The organism is Serratia sp. FGI94, from assembly GCF_000330865.1.
In the GTDB taxonomy this organism is placed as follows: Bacteria; Pseudomonadota; Gammaproteobacteria; order Enterobacterales; family Enterobacteriaceae; genus Serratia_B; species Serratia_B rubidaea.
This window is the reverse complement of record NC_020064.1, coordinates 4473676-4489658: the sequence shown is the minus strand read 5'-3', so window position 1 is coordinate 4489658 and position 15983 is coordinate 4473676. Positions and strand designations below refer to the sequence as shown.

Below are 15983 nucleotides of genomic sequence, written 5' to 3'. Positions count from 1 at the left end.
TTGAGAAGTTACGGAGAGTAAAAATGAAAGTTCGTGCTTCCGTCAAGAAATTATGTCGTAACTGCAAAATCGTTAAGCGTAACGGTGTTATCCGCGTGATTTGCAGCGTCGAGCCGAAGCATAAACAGCGTCAAGGCTGATTATCTCGCATATTTTTCTTGCAAAGTTGGGTTGAGCTGGCTAGATTAGCCAGCCAATCTTTTTTATGTAACTGTGACACTATTTGAGTATCCTGAAAACGGGCTTTTCAGAATGGTGTTGCTGTAAAACTAAGTAGGAGTGCATAGTGGCCCGTATAGCAGGCATTAACATTCCTGATCATAAACATACCGTAATCGCCTTAACGTCGATTTTCGGCATCGGCAAAACCCGCTCACAGGCTATCTGTGCTGCGACTGGTATTGCTGAACATGTTAAGATCAGTGAGCTGTCTGAAGAGCAGATTGAACAGCTGCGTGAAGCTGTCGCCAAATACACTGTTGAAGGTGATCTGCGCCGTGAAGTTACCCTGAGCATCAAGCGTCTGATGGACCTTGGTTGCTATCGTGGTTTGCGTCATCGTCGTGGTCTGCCAGTTCGCGGTCAGCGTACTAAGACTAACGCACGTACCCGTAAGGGTCCGCGTAAGCCGATCAAGAAATAATCGGGGTGATTGAATAATGGCAAAGGCACCTGTTCGTACACGTAAGCGTGTAAGAAAGCAAGTCTCTGACGGCGTGGCTCATATCCATGCTTCTTTCAACAACACCATCGTTACCATCACTGATCGTCAGGGTAATGCATTGGGTTGGGCAACTGCCGGTGGTTCCGGTTTCCGTGGTTCTCGTAAGTCCACTCCGTTCGCAGCACAGGTTGCCGCTGAACGTTGTGCAGACGCAGTAAAAGAATACGGTATCAAGAACCTGGAAGTTATGGTTAAAGGACCTGGTCCTGGTCGTGAGTCTACTATCCGCGCTCTGAACGCGGCTGGTTTCCGCATCACTAACATTACTGATGTGACTCCGATCCCTCATAACGGTTGTCGTCCGCCGAAAAAGCGCCGCGTATAACGCAGCTTTTAGGTTTGTTGGAGAAAGAAAATGGCAAGATATTTGGGTCCTAAGCTCAAGCTGAGCCGTCGTGAGGGCACAGACCTGTTCCTTAAGTCTGGCGTTCGCGCGATCGATTCAAAATGCAAAATTGAACAACCGCCTGGTCAGCACGGTGCGCGTAAACCGCGTCTGTCTGATTACGGTGTGCAGTTGCGTGAGAAGCAAAAAGTTCGCCGTATCTACGGTGTGCTGGAGCGTCAATTCCGCAACTATTACAAAGAAGCAGCACGTCTGAAAGGCAACACCGGTGAAAACCTGTTGCAACTGCTGGAAGGTCGTCTGGACAACGTCGTTTACCGCATGGGCTTCGGCGCCACGCGTGCAGAAGCACGTCAGCTGGTTAGCCACAAAGCTATCATGGTAAATGGTCGCGTTGTTAACATCGCTTCTTATCAGGTATCTCCGAATGACGTAGTCAGCATCCGCGAGAAAGCGAAAAAGCAGTCTCGTGTTAAGGCCGCTTTGGAGCTGGCTGAGCAGCGTGAAAAGCCGACTTGGCTGGAAGTTGATGCTGCCAAGATGGAAGGCGTGTTCAAGCGTATGCCTGAACGTACCGATCTGTCTGCGGACATTAACGAACACCTGATCGTCGAGCTTTACTCCAAGTAAAGCTTAGTACCAAAGAGAGGACACAATGCAGGGTTCTGTGACAGAGTTTCTAAAACCGCGCCTGGTAGATATCGAGCAAGTCAGTTCGACGCACGCCAAGGTGACCCTTGAGCCTTTAGAGCGTGGCTTTGGCCATACTCTTGGCAACGCACTGCGCCGTATTCTGCTTTCATCTATGCCGGGTTGCGCGGTGACCGAGGTTGAGATTGATGGTGTACTGCATGAGTACAGCACCAAAGAAGGCGTACAGGAAGACATCCTGGAAATCCTGCTCAACCTGAAAGGGCTGGCGGTGAGAGTTCAAGGCAAAGATGAAGTTATTCTTACCCTGAATAAATCTGGCATTGGCCCTGTGACCGCTGCCGACATCACCCATGATGGTGATGTCGAAATCGTCAAGCCGCAGCACGTTATCTGCCACCTGACCGATGAAAACGCTGCTATCAGCATGCGTATCAAAGTTCAGCGTGGTCGTGGTTATGTGCCGGCTTCTGCCCGAATTCATTCGGAAGAAGATGAGCGCCCGATCGGTCGTCTGTTGGTTGACGCCTGCTACAGCCCTGTAGAGCGTATTGCCTACAATGTTGAAGCTGCGCGTGTAGAACAGCGTACTGACCTGGACAAGCTGGTCATCGAAATGGAAACCAATGGCACGATCGATCCTGAAGAGGCGATCCGCCGTGCGGCAACCATTCTGGCAGAACAACTGGAAGCTTTCGTTGACTTACGTGATGTACGTCAGCCGGAAGTGAAAGAAGAGAAACCAGAATTCGATCCGATCCTGCTGCGCCCTGTTGACGATCTGGAATTGACTGTCCGCTCTGCTAACTGCCTCAAGGCAGAAGCTATCCACTACATCGGTGATCTGGTACAGCGTACCGAGGTTGAGTTGCTGAAAACGCCGAACCTGGGTAAAAAATCTCTTACCGAGATTAAAGACGTGCTGGCCTCACGTGGTCTGTCTCTGGGCATGCGCCTGGAAAACTGGCCGCCGGCAAGCATTGCTGACGAGTAACCGGATCACAGGTTAAGGTTTTACTGAGAAGGATAAGGTCATGCGCCATCGTAAGAGTGGTCGTCAACTGAACCGTAACAGCAGCCATCGCCAGGCTATGTTCCGTAACATGGCCGGCTCTTTGGTTCGTCATGAAATCATCAAGACGACCCTGCCAAAAGCGAAAGAGCTGCGTCGCGTTGTTGAGCCGCTGATTACTCTTGCCAAGACCGACAGCGTAGCTAATCGTCGTCTGGCATTCGCCCGTACTCGTGATAACGAGATCGTGGCAAAACTGTTTAACGAGCTGGGCCCGCGTTTCGCGAGCCGTGCCGGTGGTTACACTCGCATTCTGAAGTGTGGCTTCCGCGCAGGCGACAACGCGCCGATGGCATACATCGAGCTGGTTGATCGTGCTGAGTCTCAAGCAGAAGCAGCAACTGCAGAGTAATCTGTAGAAGCGTAAAAAAACCGGGCTTGCCCGGTTTTTTTACGCCTATTCACAGCCAATTGTGCTGCCCTCCGGTTATCTGCTTTAAGATCCCCCTCCCTATCCGCTATGCTAGCGGCAAAGATTGCATGCTGAGGAATCATACAATGTGGTTACTCGATGAGTGGGCTGAACGCCATATTCGTGACGCGCAAGATAACGGTGAGTTTGAGAACTTACCAGGCCAAGGCAAACCGCTGGAGCTTGACGATGACAGTGCGGTGCCGGCAGAACTGCGTTCCGGCTTTCGCCTGTTAAAGAACGCCGGTTATCTGCCGCCGGAATTAGAGGCCCGTAAGGAAGCGTTGACCATTGCTGCCTTGCTGCAGGAAATTAACAGCGAACACCCTGACTACGTTGCATTGAGCAAGCGCATGGCGCTGTTGGAATATCGTTTGCAGCAAGCCGGGATGAGTACCGATTTCCTGCATGGTGAGTACCATCAGGTGATTAATGGTAAATTTGGGCCGGAGGAAAGCTAATGTTTAAAATTGGCCAGCTCGCCAAGCTCGCTGGCGTTACGCCGGATACCGTGCGTTATTATGAAAAGCAGGGCATGATGGCGCATAACGTGCGGACCGAAGGGGGTTACCGCCTGTATAGTGAGCAGGACTTACAACGCCTGCGCTTTATTCGTTATGCCAAGCAGTTGGGCTTTACCCTGGAAACTATCGCCGAACTGCTGTCGATCCGCGTGGATCCTGAACATCACACCTGCCAGGAGTCAAAATCCATTGTGGATGCGCGTTTGCAGGAAGTGGAGCAGAAACTGCTGGAGCTGACGCGGATGCGGGAGTCATTACGGCGCTTGAGCGATGCCTGCTGCGGCAGCGCACATACCAGCACCTATTGCTCTATTCTTGAAGCCCTGGAACAGGGGGCCAGCGACAGCAGCGACAAAAAAGCGGGGCATCACTGCTGAACCGCTGTTATTTGTTTCTTTTCGGCGCTATTATCTGCCCGATTTATATCCATCCTAATATCAGGAGTAATACCATGACGAAATACCGTCACACCAAAGGCAAGATACAAGACAATGCGCTTGAAGCGTTATTGCACGACCCCTTATTCCGCCAGCGGGTGGAGAAGAATAGCAAAGGGAAAGGCAGCTACCGGCGTAAAGAAAAACACGGCAAAGGGGCAAACTGGGAGGCCAGTGGTAAGCAATCAAGCGATTATTTACCACTGGCTTTCTGGTTTTAAGGCATAAAAAAGCCCTCGTCAGCGAGGGCTTTTTTGAACAATAACGGGAGTGTACTTAGGCTTTCGGCTGATCTTTGGCTAACAGATCGCGAATTTCCGTCAGCAGCTTCTCTTCCGCGCTTGGTGCTGGCGGAGCCGCCGGTTTTTCTTCCTGTTTGCGGCGCATTTTGTTCATCAGCTTAATCGCCAGGAAAATAGCGAAGGCCACAATGACAAAATCAAATACCGTCTGGATAAAGGCGCCGTAGTTCATCACTACCGCCGGGATTTCACCCTGCGCTTCGCGTAATACCAAGTGGAACTGTTTGAAATCGACACCGCCGATCAGTAAACCCAGCGGCGGCATGATGATATCGGCAACGAATGACGATACGATCTTACCGAACGCAGCACCAATAATGACACCAACGGCCAGGTCAACAACATTGCCACGCATGGCAAATTCGCGGAACTCTTTCAACATACTCATAGAACACCCCTCGCAAAATTAATAACTCAAGTTTAACAAAGCAACTTCCCTTTGCCACAATTCGCAGAGAAAAGTTTGTATCTTGTCTCTTACGTTTCTCAAACAGACTACACAATAGCTACAGGAAGAATGGACTCGGCTGGAATAAACGCTCGACGTCCGGTACAAATTTTTTATCGGTGATGAACATAATGACGTGGTCACCTTGCTCAATTTTACTATTACCGCTGGCGATAATGACATCGTCGCCACGCACGATAGCGCCAATGGTGGTGCCTGGCGGCAGTTTAATTTCTTCTACGCTACGGCCGACCACTTTGGAGGTGCTTTCGTCGCCGTGAGCAATGGCTTCAATAGCTTCAGCAACGCCGCGACGCAGTGAGGAAACGCTGACGATGTCCGCTTTACGCACGTGACCCAGCAAGGCGGAGATGGTCGCCTGCTGCGGTGAAATGGCAATATCGATCACGCTGCCCTGCACCAGGTCGACATAGGCACGGCGCTGTATCAGCACCATGACCTTTTTGGCGCCCAGACGCTTGGCCAGCATGGCGGACATGATATTGGCTTCATCATCGTTGGTTATGGCGATAAACACGTCGACCTGATCGACATGCTCTTCTGCCAGCAGCTCCTGATCGGACGCATCGCCATAAAAGACAATGGTGTCGTGCAGCTGTTCCGCCAGTTCTGCCGCCCGCTGTTGATTACGTTCGATCAGTTTGACGTTGTAATCCTTTTCCAGCTTGGCAGCCAGGCCGGCGCCGACGTTACCGCCGCCGACGATCATAATGCGCTTGTAAGGTTTTTCCAGCCGCTGCAGTTCACTCATTACCGCACGGATATGCTGCGATGCCGCGACGAAGAACACCTCGTCACCGGCTTCGATAATCGTCGAGCCTTGCGGGCGGATAGGGCGATCCTGGCGGAAAATGGCGGCAACGCGTGTATCGATATGCGGCATATGCTCGCGCATCGAGGACAGTGCATTGCCCACCAACGGGCCGCCGTAATAGGCTTTCACTGCGGCAATGCTAACCTTGCCCTCGGCAAAGTTGACCACCTGCAGGGCGCCGGGATACTCAATCAGCTTGTAGATATAGTCGATAACCAGCTGTTCCGGTGAGATCAGATGATCGATCGGCACCGCTTCCGGCAGGAAGAGCTTCTCAGATTCACGGATATATTCTGGAGCACGGATGCGCGCGATGCGGTTTGGCGTATTAAACAGCGAATAGGCGATCTGACAGGCCACCATATTGGTCTCATCCGAATTGGTGACGGCAACCAGCATATCGGCGTCTTCCGCGCCGGCCTCACGCAGCACGCGCGGGTAGGAACCGTGCCCCTGCACCACGCGTAGGTCGAATTTGTCCTGCAGCTGACGCAGGCGGTTCGTATCGGTATCTACCACGGTGATATCGTTATTTTCACCAACCAGGTTTTCCGCCAGTGTCCCGCCGACCTGGCCCGCGCCAAGGATAATTATTTTCATCGTGTTCTCTGCTTCACACTGCAAGGCTGAGGGCGTAATGCTACGCCCGGAGAATTACATTTTAATCAGCTTAGCGTAAAAGAAGCCATCGCCATCTTCAGGGTGAGGAAGGTTCTGCCGTTCGACACCGACCAGGCTGGCGTCGTTATGGCGCTGTAGGAAGGCCTGCAACTGCTGGCTATTTTCTTGCGGTAAGATCGAACAGGTGGCATAAACCATCACGCCGCCGCTCTTCAGGTGTGGCCAAATGGCATCAAGAATTTCCGCCTGCAGGTTAGCCAGTTCGGCGATGTCGCTATCGCGGCGCAGCCATTTAATATCCGGATGACGGCGAATCACGCCGGTGGCGGAGCAAGGGGCGTCCAACAGAATGCGATCAAACTGTTTATCACCGCACCACTGCTGCGGCGTACGACCATCGCCCTGTTTGACCTCGGCGTGGCACTGTAAACGCTGCAGGTTTTCTTTTACCCGGCTCAGACGTTGCTCATCAATATCCACGGCCATAACGTGTGCCTGCGGCGCCGCTTCCAGGATATGGGTGGTTTTACCGCCGGGAGCCGCGCACAGGTCCAGGATCTGCTCGCCATCCTGCGGATCCAGCAGATCGACGCAGCCTTGCGCGGAGGCATCCTGCACCGTGGCCCAGCCGTCGGCAAAGCCCGGCAGGCTGCTAACCGCACACGGAGTGAGTAAGCGCACCGCGTCAGGGTATTCCCCATGCGCGACGGCCTCAATCCCGGCCTGCGCCAGCAGCTGCAGATAGTCATCGCGACTGTGGTGACGGCGGTTAACCCGCAGCCACATCGGCGGCTTTTGATTATTGGCGTCGACGATCTGCTGCCACTGTTCAGGGTAAGCCTGTTGAATGCGCTTCAGCAGCCAGCTGGGGTGCAGGTAGCGGCTGTCATGATTGGCCGCACGTTGCATCAGCGCCTCTTGCTGGCGCTGGAACTGGCGCAGTACGCCGTTGATTAATCCTTTAAGCTGCGGACGTTTCAGCGCCACCGCACCATTGACCGTTTCCGCCAGGGCCGCGTGGGCCGGAATGCGGGTATACAGCAGTTGGTACATACCAACCATCAACAGGTAGTGCAGCGTACGCTGCTTGCCGACCATCGGTTTCGCCATCAGCTGTTGGATGCACCATTCCAGCTGCGGCAGCACGCGCAGTGTGCCGAAGCACAGTTCCTGCAGCAGGGCGCGGTCCTTATCGGAAATTTTGTTATTCAGTGCCGGCAGCAGGGTGCTGAGCGATTGCCCCTGATCCAACACATGGCCGATGGTTTGAGCAGCGATGCTGCGGAGGTTGTAATTATTTTTCATAGGCTAAAGCTGGATGACATCGGCTTGAGGAAAATAAACGGCCCGACGTGGTCTGTCGGGCTGTGAAGATGATTTACAGGCGATTACCTGGCGTAAACCATTCGCGGCGTGAATTTAACAAATCCTGAGCCGACATCGGTTTTTTGCCCGCCGGCTGCAGCTGCGTCAGGCATAAAATACCCTCGGCGGTGGCGACCTGAATACCGTGCTTGTCCGCCTGCAAGATGGTGCCGGGTTCTGCACCGTTACCGCCTGTCAGCGCCTGGGCTTGCCACACTTTCACCGGCTGTTCATCAACGGTGAAATAGCTGATCGGCCACGGGTTGAAGGCTCGAACACAACGTTCCAGCTGTGCGGCGGACAGGCGCCAGTCCAAACGCGCCTCCTCTTTACTCAGCTTTTCGGCGTAGGTCACCAGCGCTTCGTCCTGAACCTCGCGTTGCGCCGTACCGTCCGCCATCTGCTGCAGCGTGGCCAGCAGCCCCTGCGGGCCGAGTTCGGCCAGCTTGTCATACAGGCTGGCGCTGGTGTCCGTAGCCTCTATCGGGCAAGCGATTTTATGCATCATATCGCCGGTATCCAGGCCGACATCCATCTGCATGATGGTTACGCCGGTTTCCCGATCGCCCGCCCACAGCGCGCGTTGAATCGGGGCTGCGCCACGCCAGCGTGGCAGCAGTGAACCATGTACGTTGATGCAGCCAAGGCGCGGCATATCTAACACCGCCTTTGGCAGGATCAGGCCGTACGCCACCACCACCATGACATCAGCCTGAAGGTCGGCGACCAGGTGCTGGTTTTCTTCCGGACGCAGTGATTTGGGTTGGAATACGGGTAACTGATGCTGCTGTGCCAGCACCTTTACCGGGCTTGGCGTCAGCTTGTTGCCGCGGCCGGCCGGCCGGTCAGGTTGGGTAAATACGCCGACGACCTGATGCCCGGAAGACAACAGCGCGTCAAGATGACGCGCTGCGAAGTCTGGCGTGCCGGCAAAGATAATCCGTAAAGAATCAGACACGATGTTTCCCTGCTTGGTTAGGCGCGCGCTTGCTGTTTGGCCAGCTTATCCAGCTTCTCGACCTTTTGGCGAATACGCTGACGCTTCAGCGGCGACAGATAATCGACAAACAGTTTACCGATCAGGTGGTCCATCTCATGCTGAATGCAGATGGCCAGCAGATCGTCGGCTTCCAGTTCGAAGGTTTTGCCGTTGTAATCCAGCGCGCGGATTTTCACTTTCTCGGCGCGTGGCACCAGAGCACGTTGCTCAGGGATGGACAGACAGCCTTCTTCAATACCGGTTTCACCGCTCTTTTCCAACAGTTCCGGGTTGATCAACACCAGGCGTTGATCGCGGGTTTCGGAAACGTCAATGACGATGATACGTTGATGGATGTCCACCTGAGTCGCAGCCAGACCAATGCCTTCCTCTGCGTACATGGTTTCGAACATATCATCCACGATACGCTGGATATCCGCATTGACTTCTTTTACCGGGGCTGCAACTTTGCGCAGCCGCTCGTCTGGGAAATGTAATACCTGCAAGACTGACATATATCTTTAGATCTGTATCCGAGTAATAAAGGGGGTATAGCTTCTATTCTAGACATTTCCAGCTCTGATTGACAGCATCGTCTACCAATTGCACGGATTGGCAATACCGCCGAGAACAGCGAGGGAATGCGCGATGACGCCTGCGGAAATAGGGCTGAGACTATCTTGGGTGAACGGACTGGACGCATCGCTGGCCAGTGAACTGCAGCAGCAGATGATTAGCGCCGGCGGTGAGTCGTCACGCCATTTGCGCGCCCTGGGGCTGAGCGCCAAGCAACGCCGGCAGTTCAACCAGGCTGACCCGGCGGCGCTGGCGGCGACATTGGCCTGGCTGGAGCTGCCGGGGCGTCATATGCTGACCTACGGTTCGCCGCACTATCCGTCGCATTTACAGGCCTTGGCCGATGCGCCGTTCCTGCTGCTGGTTGAAGGCAGCCTTGAGGCGCTGCAACAGCCGCAGATCGCCATGGTTGGCAGCCGTAACGCCAGCCATTATGGTGCACGCTGGGGGCATGAGTTTGCCGTGGGATTGGTCCAGCAGGGTTATGCCGTGACCAGCGGGCTGGCCTTGGGCGTGGACGGTATCTGTCATCGCGGCGCATTGGCCGCACAGGGAACGACGCTGGCGGTGCTGGGCAGCGGCTTGGCGAACGTTTACCCGAGCCGCCACCGTAGGCTGGCTGCGCAGATCGTGGAGCAGGGCGGAGCGCTGATCTCTGAATATCTGGTGACGGCGATGCCGTTGCCGGCGCATTTTCCTCGCCGTAATCGTATCATCAGCGGCCTGAGCTTGGGCGTATTGGTGGTAGAGGCCGCGCTGCGCAGCGGTTCATTGATTACCGCGCGTCTGGCGCTGGATCAGGGGCGTGACGTTTTTGCCTTGCCCGGTGCATTAGGCAACCCGATGAGCGCCGGTCCGCACTGGCTGATTCAGCAGGGCGCCTGCCTGGTGACGCAGCCGCAGGAGATCGCACAACTGCTGGGAAGCGGGCTGAACTGGCTACCTATGGATGAAAAAACAACTATTTCTGCATCAGACGTCGAAGTTGAATTGCCATTTGCCGATGTGTTGGCTAACGTAGGAGATGAGGTGACACCTGTTGACGTCGTCGCTGAACGTGCCGGCCAACCTGTGCCAGAGGTGGTAATGCAATTACTCGAACTGGAGTTAGCAGGATGGATCGCAGCTGTACCCGGCGGCTATGTCCGAATAAGGAGGGCAAGCCATGTTCGACGTACTCATGTACTTATTTGAAACTTATATCCACAATGAACCAGAGATGCGCGTCGACCAGGATAAACTGACGAACGATCTCGCCGAGGCGGGATTTCATCGTGAGGATATCTACAACGCTTTGAATTGGCTTGAAAAACTTGCAGATCTGCAAGAAGGTGAAAATGCGCCGTACTTTATGAGTGCCGATCCGCTTGCCATGCGGTTCTACACGGAAGAAGAAAGTATGCGTCTTGACGCCGGTTGCCGTGGTTTTCTCCTTTTCCTTGAACAGATTCAGGTATTGAACCTCGAAACCCGAGAAATGGTTATCGACCGTGTTATGGCTTTGGATAATACGGAATTCGATCTCGAAGATCTGAAATGGGTGGTGCTGATGGTGTTGTTTAATATCCCCGGATATGAAAGCGCCTACCAGCAAATGGAAGAACTGCTGTTTGAAGTCAACGAAGGTTATCTGCACTGAGCCGATACCACGCGCATGCCCGTTATACTTCAAGCTGCAGGCTTATCGGTTTCCTCCGGTCTATACGCTGAGTATATGACCGGGGGATTGCTTGTGGCCGTCTTCCTGCAACGTGAATTATTTAGGGCATAAAAGAAGTTATGACAAAAGCAGCGCTTTTTGCCGCCAGGCAAAATGAACCCTGTCCGGAATGCGGGGCTGAACTGGTGATCCGCAGCGGTCGCCATGGTCCTTTCCTTGGTTGTTCCCAATATCCAGACTGCCAGTATATCCGCCCGCTGAAGGCGCAGGCGGACGGCCATATCGTCAAAGTGCTGGAGGGACAAGAGTGCCCGAAATGTCAGGCGACCCTGGTATTGCGTCAGGGGCGCTACGGCATGTTTATCGGCTGTAGCCACTATCCTGAATGCGATCACACCGAGGTGATCGATAAACCGGACGAAACTTCTATTACCTGTCCGCAATGCGGGCAGGGCAAATTGCTGCAGCGTAAATCACGCTATGGCAAAGTTTTTCACTCCTGCGATCGCTATCCAGAATGCCAGTTTGCTCTTAACAACAAACCCATCGCCGGGGAATGTGCCTATTGCCATTATCCGCTGCTAATGGAAAAACGCACGGCGAAAGGCCCTGTCCTTTGCTGCGCCAGCAAACTGTGCGGAAAGCCCGTCGCAATCACAGAATAACGACACTATGAGCTCAGAATTCACCGCCATCATTAATGCACTGAACAATCAACAGGTCGTCGCCTATCCTACCGAGGCTGTGTTTGGCCTGGGTTGCGATCCTGATAGCGATCAAGCGTTGCACAAGCTGTTGGATTTAAAACAGCGCCCGTGGGAAAAGGGTTTGATCCTGATTGCCGCCGACTACCAGCAGCTGCTGCCTTATATCGACGACAGCCGCCTTACGCCATCGCAACGTGAAACGATCTTTGCCAGCTGGCCTGGTCCGGTTACGTGGGTTATCCCGGCCAAACCGACTACGCCGCGTCTGTTGACCGGGCGTTTCGATTCGCTGGCGGTGCGCGTCAGCGACCACCCGCTGGTGCAGCGGCTATGCCGCGAGTTTGGCAAACCGCTGGTATCAACCAGCGCCAATCTTAGCGGTCAGCCGCCGTGCCGCCATGCGGCAGAAGTCACGCAGCAGTTCGGCGAAAGGTTCCCGGTGCTGTCGGGCAATGTGGGCGGACGTCAGAATCCGTCGGAAATCAGAGATGCGTTGACCGGTGAGCAGATCCGGCAGGGCTGAGGGGAACACATGGAGCCGTTTGTAGTTTTTGGCAATCCTATTGCGCACAGCAAGTCACCGCGTATTCATGCGCTGTTTGCGGAACAAACGGGTATAGAGCATCTCTACGGCACCGTTTTAGCGCCGTTGGACGGTTTTGCGGCCAGTCTGCAGGCATTTATCGAGGCAGGTGGCAGAGGCGCGAACGTTACCGTGCCTTTTAAAGAGCAGGCTTATCGACTGGCTAATGAGTTAACGGAACGCGCGCAGATGGCCGGGGCGGTGAATACGCTTAAGATTCAGGCTGATGGTCAGCTGTTGGGCGACAACACCGACGGTATTGGTTTGCTGAGCGATCTGGAACGGCAGCGCTTGATCGCGCCTGGCGATCGTATTTTGCTGGTGGGCGCTGGCGGTGCTGCGCGCGGGGCGATCCTGCCGCTCCTGTCTTTTGGTTGTTCAGTTGTGATTACCAACCGCACTTTCAGCCGCGCGCAAGAACTGGCGCAGGCGTTCCAGCATTTGGGCGAGATTGCGGCTTTACCGTTGGATCAATGCGATCAAACCGACTATGAGCTGGTGATCAATGCCACCGCCTCCGGCCTGGGCGGCGAAGTGCCGGCCTTGCCGGCGAAAGTACTCGGGGCGTCAACGCGTTGCTATGACATGTTCTACCAACGCGGTCTGACGCCGTTCCTCGACTGGGCGACGCAACGAGGCGTAACGCACTATGCTGATGGTTTAGGCATGCTGGTGGGGCAGGCGGCCCATGCGTTTTTGCTGTGGCATGGCGTGATGCCGGAGATTGAGCCGGTGTTGCGGCAGCTGCGTCAGGAAACTGCCGGCTAATTCACTTCCCCGTTCCTGTCAGGGAACGGGGACATTTCAAATATCTTCCGACAGATAGTCGTTTTTCCAGTCGACGTAGTTATTTGACGAGTAACGCAGTCCTTCCAATTCGGCGGGCGTTAATGGACGCACCTGACGTGCCGGGCTGCCCATATATAAGTAGCCGCTGGTCAGACGCTTGCCGGGCGCCACCAAACTGCCGGCGCCGATCATTACGTCATCTTCTATAATGGCGCCATCCAACAGGATCGATCCCATCCCGACTAAAACGCGGTTGCCGATGGCGCAGCCGTGCAGCATCGCTTTATGCCCGACGGTAACGTCTTCGCCGATCAGCAGCGGGTAGCCCTCGGGGTTGTGTGCGGATTTATGGGTGACGTGCAACACGCTGCCATCTTGTATATTGCTGCGGGCGCCGATCTTCACCGCATTCACATCGCCGCGAATGGCAACCAGCGGCCAGATACTGACATCGTCGGCCAGTTCAACGTTGCCGATCACCACGCTGGAAGGATCGATCATCACGCGCTGACCGATTTGCGGAGTGTAATGAAGATAAGAACGAACTGCTTCAGACATGCTAAGGCCTCACATCGGGATCGTATTTACCGGCAATACTAGACGCTGGCGATGGAATTACAACCAATCCCATACGGCGATCCTGCTAAAAACGGCCCCGATCGCATAAGATCCACGCGAAAGGGCGGAAAAGTGCGCAAACGATAAGAAAAGATCAAAAAAGGGGTTGTGCAAAAAACTCGGATCCCTATAATGCGCCTCCATCGACACGGCGCAAGTGATTCACTTCACACAGCGACCGAGACGAAAGAGAAAAAATCCTGAAAAAACGGGTTGACTCTGAAAGAGGAAAGCGTAATATACGCCACCTCGAGTTAGCAAGCGAAAGCGCGTAACTCACTGCTCTTTAACAATTTATCAGACAATCTGTGTGGGCACTCACAAGACGATATCCAGCATCTTCGGATGCAAAAAATATCAAGTCTTGAAGAGTGACTAACTGAAGTAAAATTCATGCAGTAATCTTTGAGCAACAGCTATTAACTTAGCGAATCAAGCTTTTAATTGAAGAGTTTGATCATGGCTCAGATTGAACGCTGGCGGCAGGCCTAACACATGCAAGTCGAGCGGCAGCGGGAGGAAGCTTGCTTCCTCGCCGGCGAGCGGCGGACGGGTGAGTAATGTCTGGGGATCTGCCCGATGGAGGGGGATAACCACTGGAAACGGTGGCTAATACCGCATAACGTCGCAAGACCAAAGTGGGGGACCTTCGGGCCTCACACCATCGGATGAACCCAGATGGGATTAGCTAGTAGGTGGGGTAATGGCTCACCTAGGCGACGATCCCTAGCTGGTCTGAGAGGATGACCAGCCACACTGGAACTGAGACACGGTCCAGACTCCTACGGGAGGCAGCAGTGGGGAATATTGCACAATGGGCGCAAGCCTGATGCAGCCATGCCGCGTGTGTGAAGAAGGCCTTCGGGTTGTAAAGCACTTTCAGCGAGGAGGAAGGTGGTGAACTTAATACGCTCATCAATTGACGTTACTCGCAGAAGAAGCACCGGCTAACTCCGTGCCAGCAGCCGCGGTAATACGGAGGGTGCAAGCGTTAATCGGAATTACTGGGCGTAAAGCGCACGCAGGCGGTTTGTTAAGTCAGATGTGAAATCCCCGAGCTTAACTTGGGAACTGCATTTGAAACTGGCAAGCTAGAGTCTCGTAGAGGGGGGTAGAATTCCAGGTGTAGCGGTGAAATGCGTAGAGATCTGGAGGAATACCGGTGGCGAAGGCGGCCCCCTGGACGAAGACTGACGCTCAGGTGCGAAAGCGTGGGGAGCAAACAGGATTAGATACCCTGGTAGTCCACGCCGTAAACGATGTCGATTTGGAGGTTGTGCCCTTGAGGCGTGGCTTCCGGAGCTAACGCGTTAAATCGACCGCCTGGGGAGTACGGCCGCAAGGTTAAAACTCAAATGAATTGACGGGGGCCCGCACAAGCGGTGGAGCATGTGGTTTAATTCGATGCAACGCGAAGAACCTTACCTACTCTTGACATCCAGAGAACTTTCCAGAGATGGATTGGTGCCTTCGGGAACTCTGAGACAGGTGCTGCATGGCTGTCGTCAGCTCGTGTTGTGAAATGTTGGGTTAAGTCCCGCAACGAGCGCAACCCTTATCCTTTGTTGCCAGCGGTTAGGCCGGGAACTCAAAGGAGACTGCCAGTGATAAACTGGAGGAAGGTGGGGATGACGTCAAGTCATCATGGCCCTTACGAGTAGGGCTACACACGTGCTACAATGGCGTATACAAAGAGAAGCGAACCTGCGAAGGCAAGCGGACCTCATAAAGTACGTCGTAGTCCGGATTGGAGTCTGCAACTCGACTCCATGAAGTCGGAATCGCTAGTAATCGTAGATCAGAATGCTACGGTGAATACGTTCCCGGGCCTTGTACACACCGCCCGTCACACCATGGGAGTGGGTTGCAAAAGAAGTAGGTAGCTTAACCTTCGGGAGGGCGCTTACCACTTTGTGATTCATGACTGGGGTGAAGTCGTAACAAGGTAACCGTAGGGGAACCTGCGGTTGGATCACCTCCTTACCGAAAGATATCCTGACTGTGCAGTGTCCACACAGATTGTCTGATGAAAAGAACGAGCAAAGCGTCGATGCGTTGGGGGTACGGTGACAAGTAACAATGTCGCTCGATTTTCCTGGGAAAATCTCACCCTTACACGAAATTAGCGAATCAGTGATTCGCTAAGAAAATTTCGTGTCCCCTTCGTCTAGAGGCCTAGGACACCGCCCTTTCACGGCGGTAACAGGGGTTCGAATCCCCTAGGGGACGCCACTTGCTGATATCGGGTGAAAGACGGTATCAAACGATATCTCAAAACTGACTTGCGAGTCATGTTTGAGATATTTGCTCTTTAACAATCTGGAACAAGCTGAA

General features: G+C 54.0%; 20 protein-coding genes, 1 tRNA gene and 1 rRNA gene. 16 read left to right on the top strand and 6 right to left on the bottom strand.

Translation table 11 applies throughout. From position 1 onward, the window contains the following. The first annotated feature begins 23 nt into the window (after positions 1-23). The 9 genes from rpmJ to D781_RS20430 all read left to right on the top strand — a co-directional run bounded on the left by rpmJ (position 24) and on the right by D781_RS20430 (position 4387). Positions 24-140 (top strand): 50S ribosomal protein L36, encoded by a 117-nt coding sequence (gene rpmJ / locus D781_RS23100; protein WP_015962136.1) that lies wholly within the window; start codon positions 24-26, stop codon positions 138-140. Between the two features lie 146 nt (positions 141-286). Continuing rightward, positions 287-643 (top strand): 30S ribosomal protein S13, encoded by a 357-nt coding sequence (gene rpsM, locus D781_RS20465; protein ID WP_015962135.1) that lies wholly within the window; start codon positions 287-289, stop codon positions 641-643. Positions 644-659: 16 nt separating this feature from the next. After that, complete coding sequence (rpsK, locus tag D781_RS20460; protein WP_004929731.1) at positions 660-1049, top strand: 30S ribosomal protein S11; 390 nt, start codon at positions 660-662, stop codon at positions 1047-1049. Between the two features lie 30 nt (positions 1050-1079). Next, the gene (gene rpsD, locus D781_RS20455) at positions 1080-1700 is read left to right on the top strand and encodes a 30S ribosomal protein S4 (RefSeq protein ID WP_015962134.1); all 621 of its coding nucleotides are present in this window, start codon (positions 1080-1082) and stop codon (positions 1698-1700) included. A gap of 25 nt (positions 1701-1725) precedes the next feature. Beyond that, positions 1726-2715: a DNA-directed RNA polymerase subunit alpha gene (gene rpoA / locus D781_RS20450; protein ID WP_002919219.1), complete on the top strand. Its 990-nt coding sequence runs from the start codon at positions 1726-1728 to the stop codon at positions 2713-2715. A gap of 40 nt (positions 2716-2755) precedes the next feature. Next, positions 2756-3145 (top strand): 50S ribosomal protein L17, encoded by a 390-nt coding sequence (gene rplQ, locus D781_RS20445; protein ID WP_015962133.1) that lies wholly within the window; start codon positions 2756-2758, stop codon positions 3143-3145. Between the two features lie 146 nt (positions 3146-3291). Further along, positions 3292-3666, top strand: a complete 375-nt coding sequence (locus D781_RS20440; RefSeq protein ID WP_015962132.1) for a DUF1992 domain-containing protein — start codon at positions 3292-3294, stop codon at positions 3664-3666. Then, the gene (gene zntR / locus D781_RS20435; RefSeq protein WP_015962131.1) at positions 3666-4106 is read left to right on the top strand and encodes a Zn(2+)-responsive transcriptional regulator; all 441 of its coding nucleotides are present in this window, start codon (positions 3666-3668) and stop codon (positions 4104-4106) included. Before D781_RS20440 ends, zntR begins: the two co-directional genes overlap by 1 nt. Before the next feature lie 74 nt (positions 4107-4180). Continuing rightward, complete coding sequence (locus tag D781_RS20430) at positions 4181-4387, top strand: alternative ribosome-rescue factor A (protein WP_015962130.1); 207 nt, start codon at positions 4181-4183, stop codon at positions 4385-4387. A gap of 55 nt (positions 4388-4442) precedes the next feature. Here D781_RS20430 and mscL read toward each other — a convergent pair whose 3' ends face one another. The 5 genes from mscL to def all read right to left on the bottom strand — a co-directional run bounded on the left by mscL (position 4443) and on the right by def (position 9231). Then, the gene (gene mscL / locus D781_RS20425; RefSeq protein ID WP_015962129.1) at positions 4443-4856 is read right to left on the bottom strand and encodes a large-conductance mechanosensitive channel protein MscL; all 414 of its coding nucleotides are present in this window, start codon (positions 4854-4856) and stop codon (positions 4443-4445) included. 118 nt (positions 4857-4974) lie between these two features. After that, positions 4975-6351, bottom strand: a complete 1377-nt coding sequence (trkA, locus tag D781_RS20420) for a Trk system potassium transporter TrkA (RefSeq protein WP_015962128.1) — start codon at positions 6349-6351, stop codon at positions 4975-4977. A gap of 54 nt (positions 6352-6405) precedes the next feature. Beyond that, positions 6406-7677 (bottom strand): 16S rRNA (cytosine(967)-C(5))-methyltransferase RsmB, encoded by a 1272-nt coding sequence (gene rsmB / locus D781_RS20415; RefSeq protein ID WP_015962127.1) that lies wholly within the window; start codon positions 7675-7677, stop codon positions 6406-6408. Between the two features lie 73 nt (positions 7678-7750). Then, complete coding sequence (gene fmt, locus D781_RS20410) at positions 7751-8695, bottom strand: methionyl-tRNA formyltransferase (protein ID WP_015962126.1); 945 nt, start codon at positions 8693-8695, stop codon at positions 7751-7753. Between the two features lie 17 nt (positions 8696-8712). Continuing rightward, complete coding sequence (gene def / locus D781_RS20405) at positions 8713-9231, bottom strand: peptide deformylase (protein ID WP_015962125.1); 519 nt, start codon at positions 9229-9231, stop codon at positions 8713-8715. 133 nt (positions 9232-9364) lie between these two features. Between def and dprA the strand changes: the two genes are divergently transcribed. From dprA to aroE, 5 genes are all read left to right on the top strand, one after another. After that, a complete protein-coding gene (gene dprA / locus D781_RS20400; RefSeq protein ID WP_015962124.1) occupies positions 9365-10486 on the top strand; it encodes a DNA-protecting protein DprA in 1122 nt (373 codons plus the stop codon). Then, positions 10458-10931 carry a DUF494 family protein Smg gene (smg, locus tag D781_RS20395; protein ID WP_015962123.1) on the top strand — a complete coding sequence of 158 codons (474 nt, stop codon included), beginning with the start codon at positions 10458-10460 and terminating at the stop codon, positions 10929-10931. The genes dprA and smg overlap by 29 nt, the downstream gene beginning before the upstream one ends. A gap of 140 nt (positions 10932-11071) precedes the next feature. After that, positions 11072-11617, top strand: coding sequence for a type I DNA topoisomerase (locus D781_RS23095; RefSeq protein ID WP_015962122.1), 546 nt, complete (start codon positions 11072-11074; stop codon positions 11615-11617). Positions 11618-11624: 7 nt separating this feature from the next. Beyond that, positions 11625-12182, top strand: coding sequence for an L-threonylcarbamoyladenylate synthase type 1 TsaC (gene tsaC, locus D781_RS20385; protein ID WP_015962121.1), 558 nt, complete (start codon positions 11625-11627; stop codon positions 12180-12182). A gap of 9 nt (positions 12183-12191) precedes the next feature. After that, positions 12192-13010 (top strand): shikimate dehydrogenase, encoded by an 819-nt coding sequence (gene aroE / locus D781_RS20380; protein WP_015962120.1) that lies wholly within the window; start codon positions 12192-12194, stop codon positions 13008-13010. Positions 13011-13046: 36 nt separating this feature from the next. Here the strand turns inward: aroE and D781_RS20375 are convergent, their stop codons facing one another. After that, positions 13047-13589 carry a gamma carbonic anhydrase family protein gene (locus D781_RS20375; RefSeq protein WP_015962119.1) on the bottom strand — a complete coding sequence of 181 codons (543 nt, stop codon included), beginning with the start codon at positions 13587-13589 and terminating at the stop codon, positions 13047-13049. Between the two features lie 501 nt (positions 13590-14090). Between D781_RS20375 and D781_RS20370 the strand changes: the two genes are divergently transcribed. Together D781_RS20370 and D781_RS20365 are read left to right on the top strand one after the other, a co-directional pair. Next, positions 14091-15632, top strand: a 16S ribosomal RNA gene (locus D781_RS20370). 173 nt (positions 15633-15805) lie between these two features. Beyond that, a tRNA-Glu gene (locus D781_RS20365) sits at positions 15806-15881 on the top strand. Positions 15882-15983 lie beyond the last annotated feature (102 nt).

Coding starts and splice junctions, on each gene's coding strand:
- trkA (WP_015962128.1), bottom strand. CDS start 6,351: ATGAAAATAATTATCCTTGGCGCGGGCCAGGTCGGCGGGACACTGGCG.
- rsmB (WP_015962127.1), bottom strand. CDS start 7,677: ATGAAAAATAATTACAACCTCCGCAGCATCGCTGCTCAAACCATCGGC.
- tsaC (WP_015962121.1), top strand. CDS start 11,625: ATGAGCTCAGAATTCACCGCCATCATTAATGCACTGAACAATCAACAG.
- zntR (WP_015962131.1), top strand. CDS start 3,666: ATGTTTAAAATTGGCCAGCTCGCCAAGCTCGCTGGCGTTACGCCGGAT.
- rpsK (WP_004929731.1), top strand. CDS start 660: ATGGCAAAGGCACCTGTTCGTACACGTAAGCGTGTAAGAAAGCAAGTC.
- smg (WP_015962123.1), top strand. CDS start 10,458: ATGTTCGACGTACTCATGTACTTATTTGAAACTTATATCCACAATGAA.
- D781_RS20440 (WP_015962132.1), top strand. CDS start 3,292: ATGTGGTTACTCGATGAGTGGGCTGAACGCCATATTCGTGACGCGCAA.
- rpmJ (WP_015962136.1), top strand. CDS start 24: ATGAAAGTTCGTGCTTCCGTCAAGAAATTATGTCGTAACTGCAAAATC.
- aroE (WP_015962120.1), top strand. CDS start 12,192: ATGGAGCCGTTTGTAGTTTTTGGCAATCCTATTGCGCACAGCAAGTCA.
- mscL (WP_015962129.1), bottom strand. CDS start 4,856: ATGAGTATGTTGAAAGAGTTCCGCGAATTTGCCATGCGTGGCAATGTT.
- D781_RS20430 (WP_015962130.1), top strand. CDS start 4,181: ATGACGAAATACCGTCACACCAAAGGCAAGATACAAGACAATGCGCTT.
- rpsD (WP_015962134.1), top strand. CDS start 1,080: ATGGCAAGATATTTGGGTCCTAAGCTCAAGCTGAGCCGTCGTGAGGGC.
- def (WP_015962125.1), bottom strand. CDS start 9,231: ATGTCAGTCTTGCAGGTATTACATTTCCCAGACGAGCGGCTGCGCAAA.
- D781_RS23095 (WP_015962122.1), top strand. CDS start 11,072: ATGACAAAAGCAGCGCTTTTTGCCGCCAGGCAAAATGAACCCTGTCCG.
- rpoA (WP_002919219.1), top strand. CDS start 1,726: ATGCAGGGTTCTGTGACAGAGTTTCTAAAACCGCGCCTGGTAGATATC.
- D781_RS20375 (WP_015962119.1), bottom strand. CDS start 13,589: ATGTCTGAAGCAGTTCGTTCTTATCTTCATTACACTCCGCAAATCGGT.
- dprA (WP_015962124.1), top strand. CDS start 9,365: ATGACGCCTGCGGAAATAGGGCTGAGACTATCTTGGGTGAACGGACTG.
- rplQ (WP_015962133.1), top strand. CDS start 2,756: ATGCGCCATCGTAAGAGTGGTCGTCAACTGAACCGTAACAGCAGCCAT.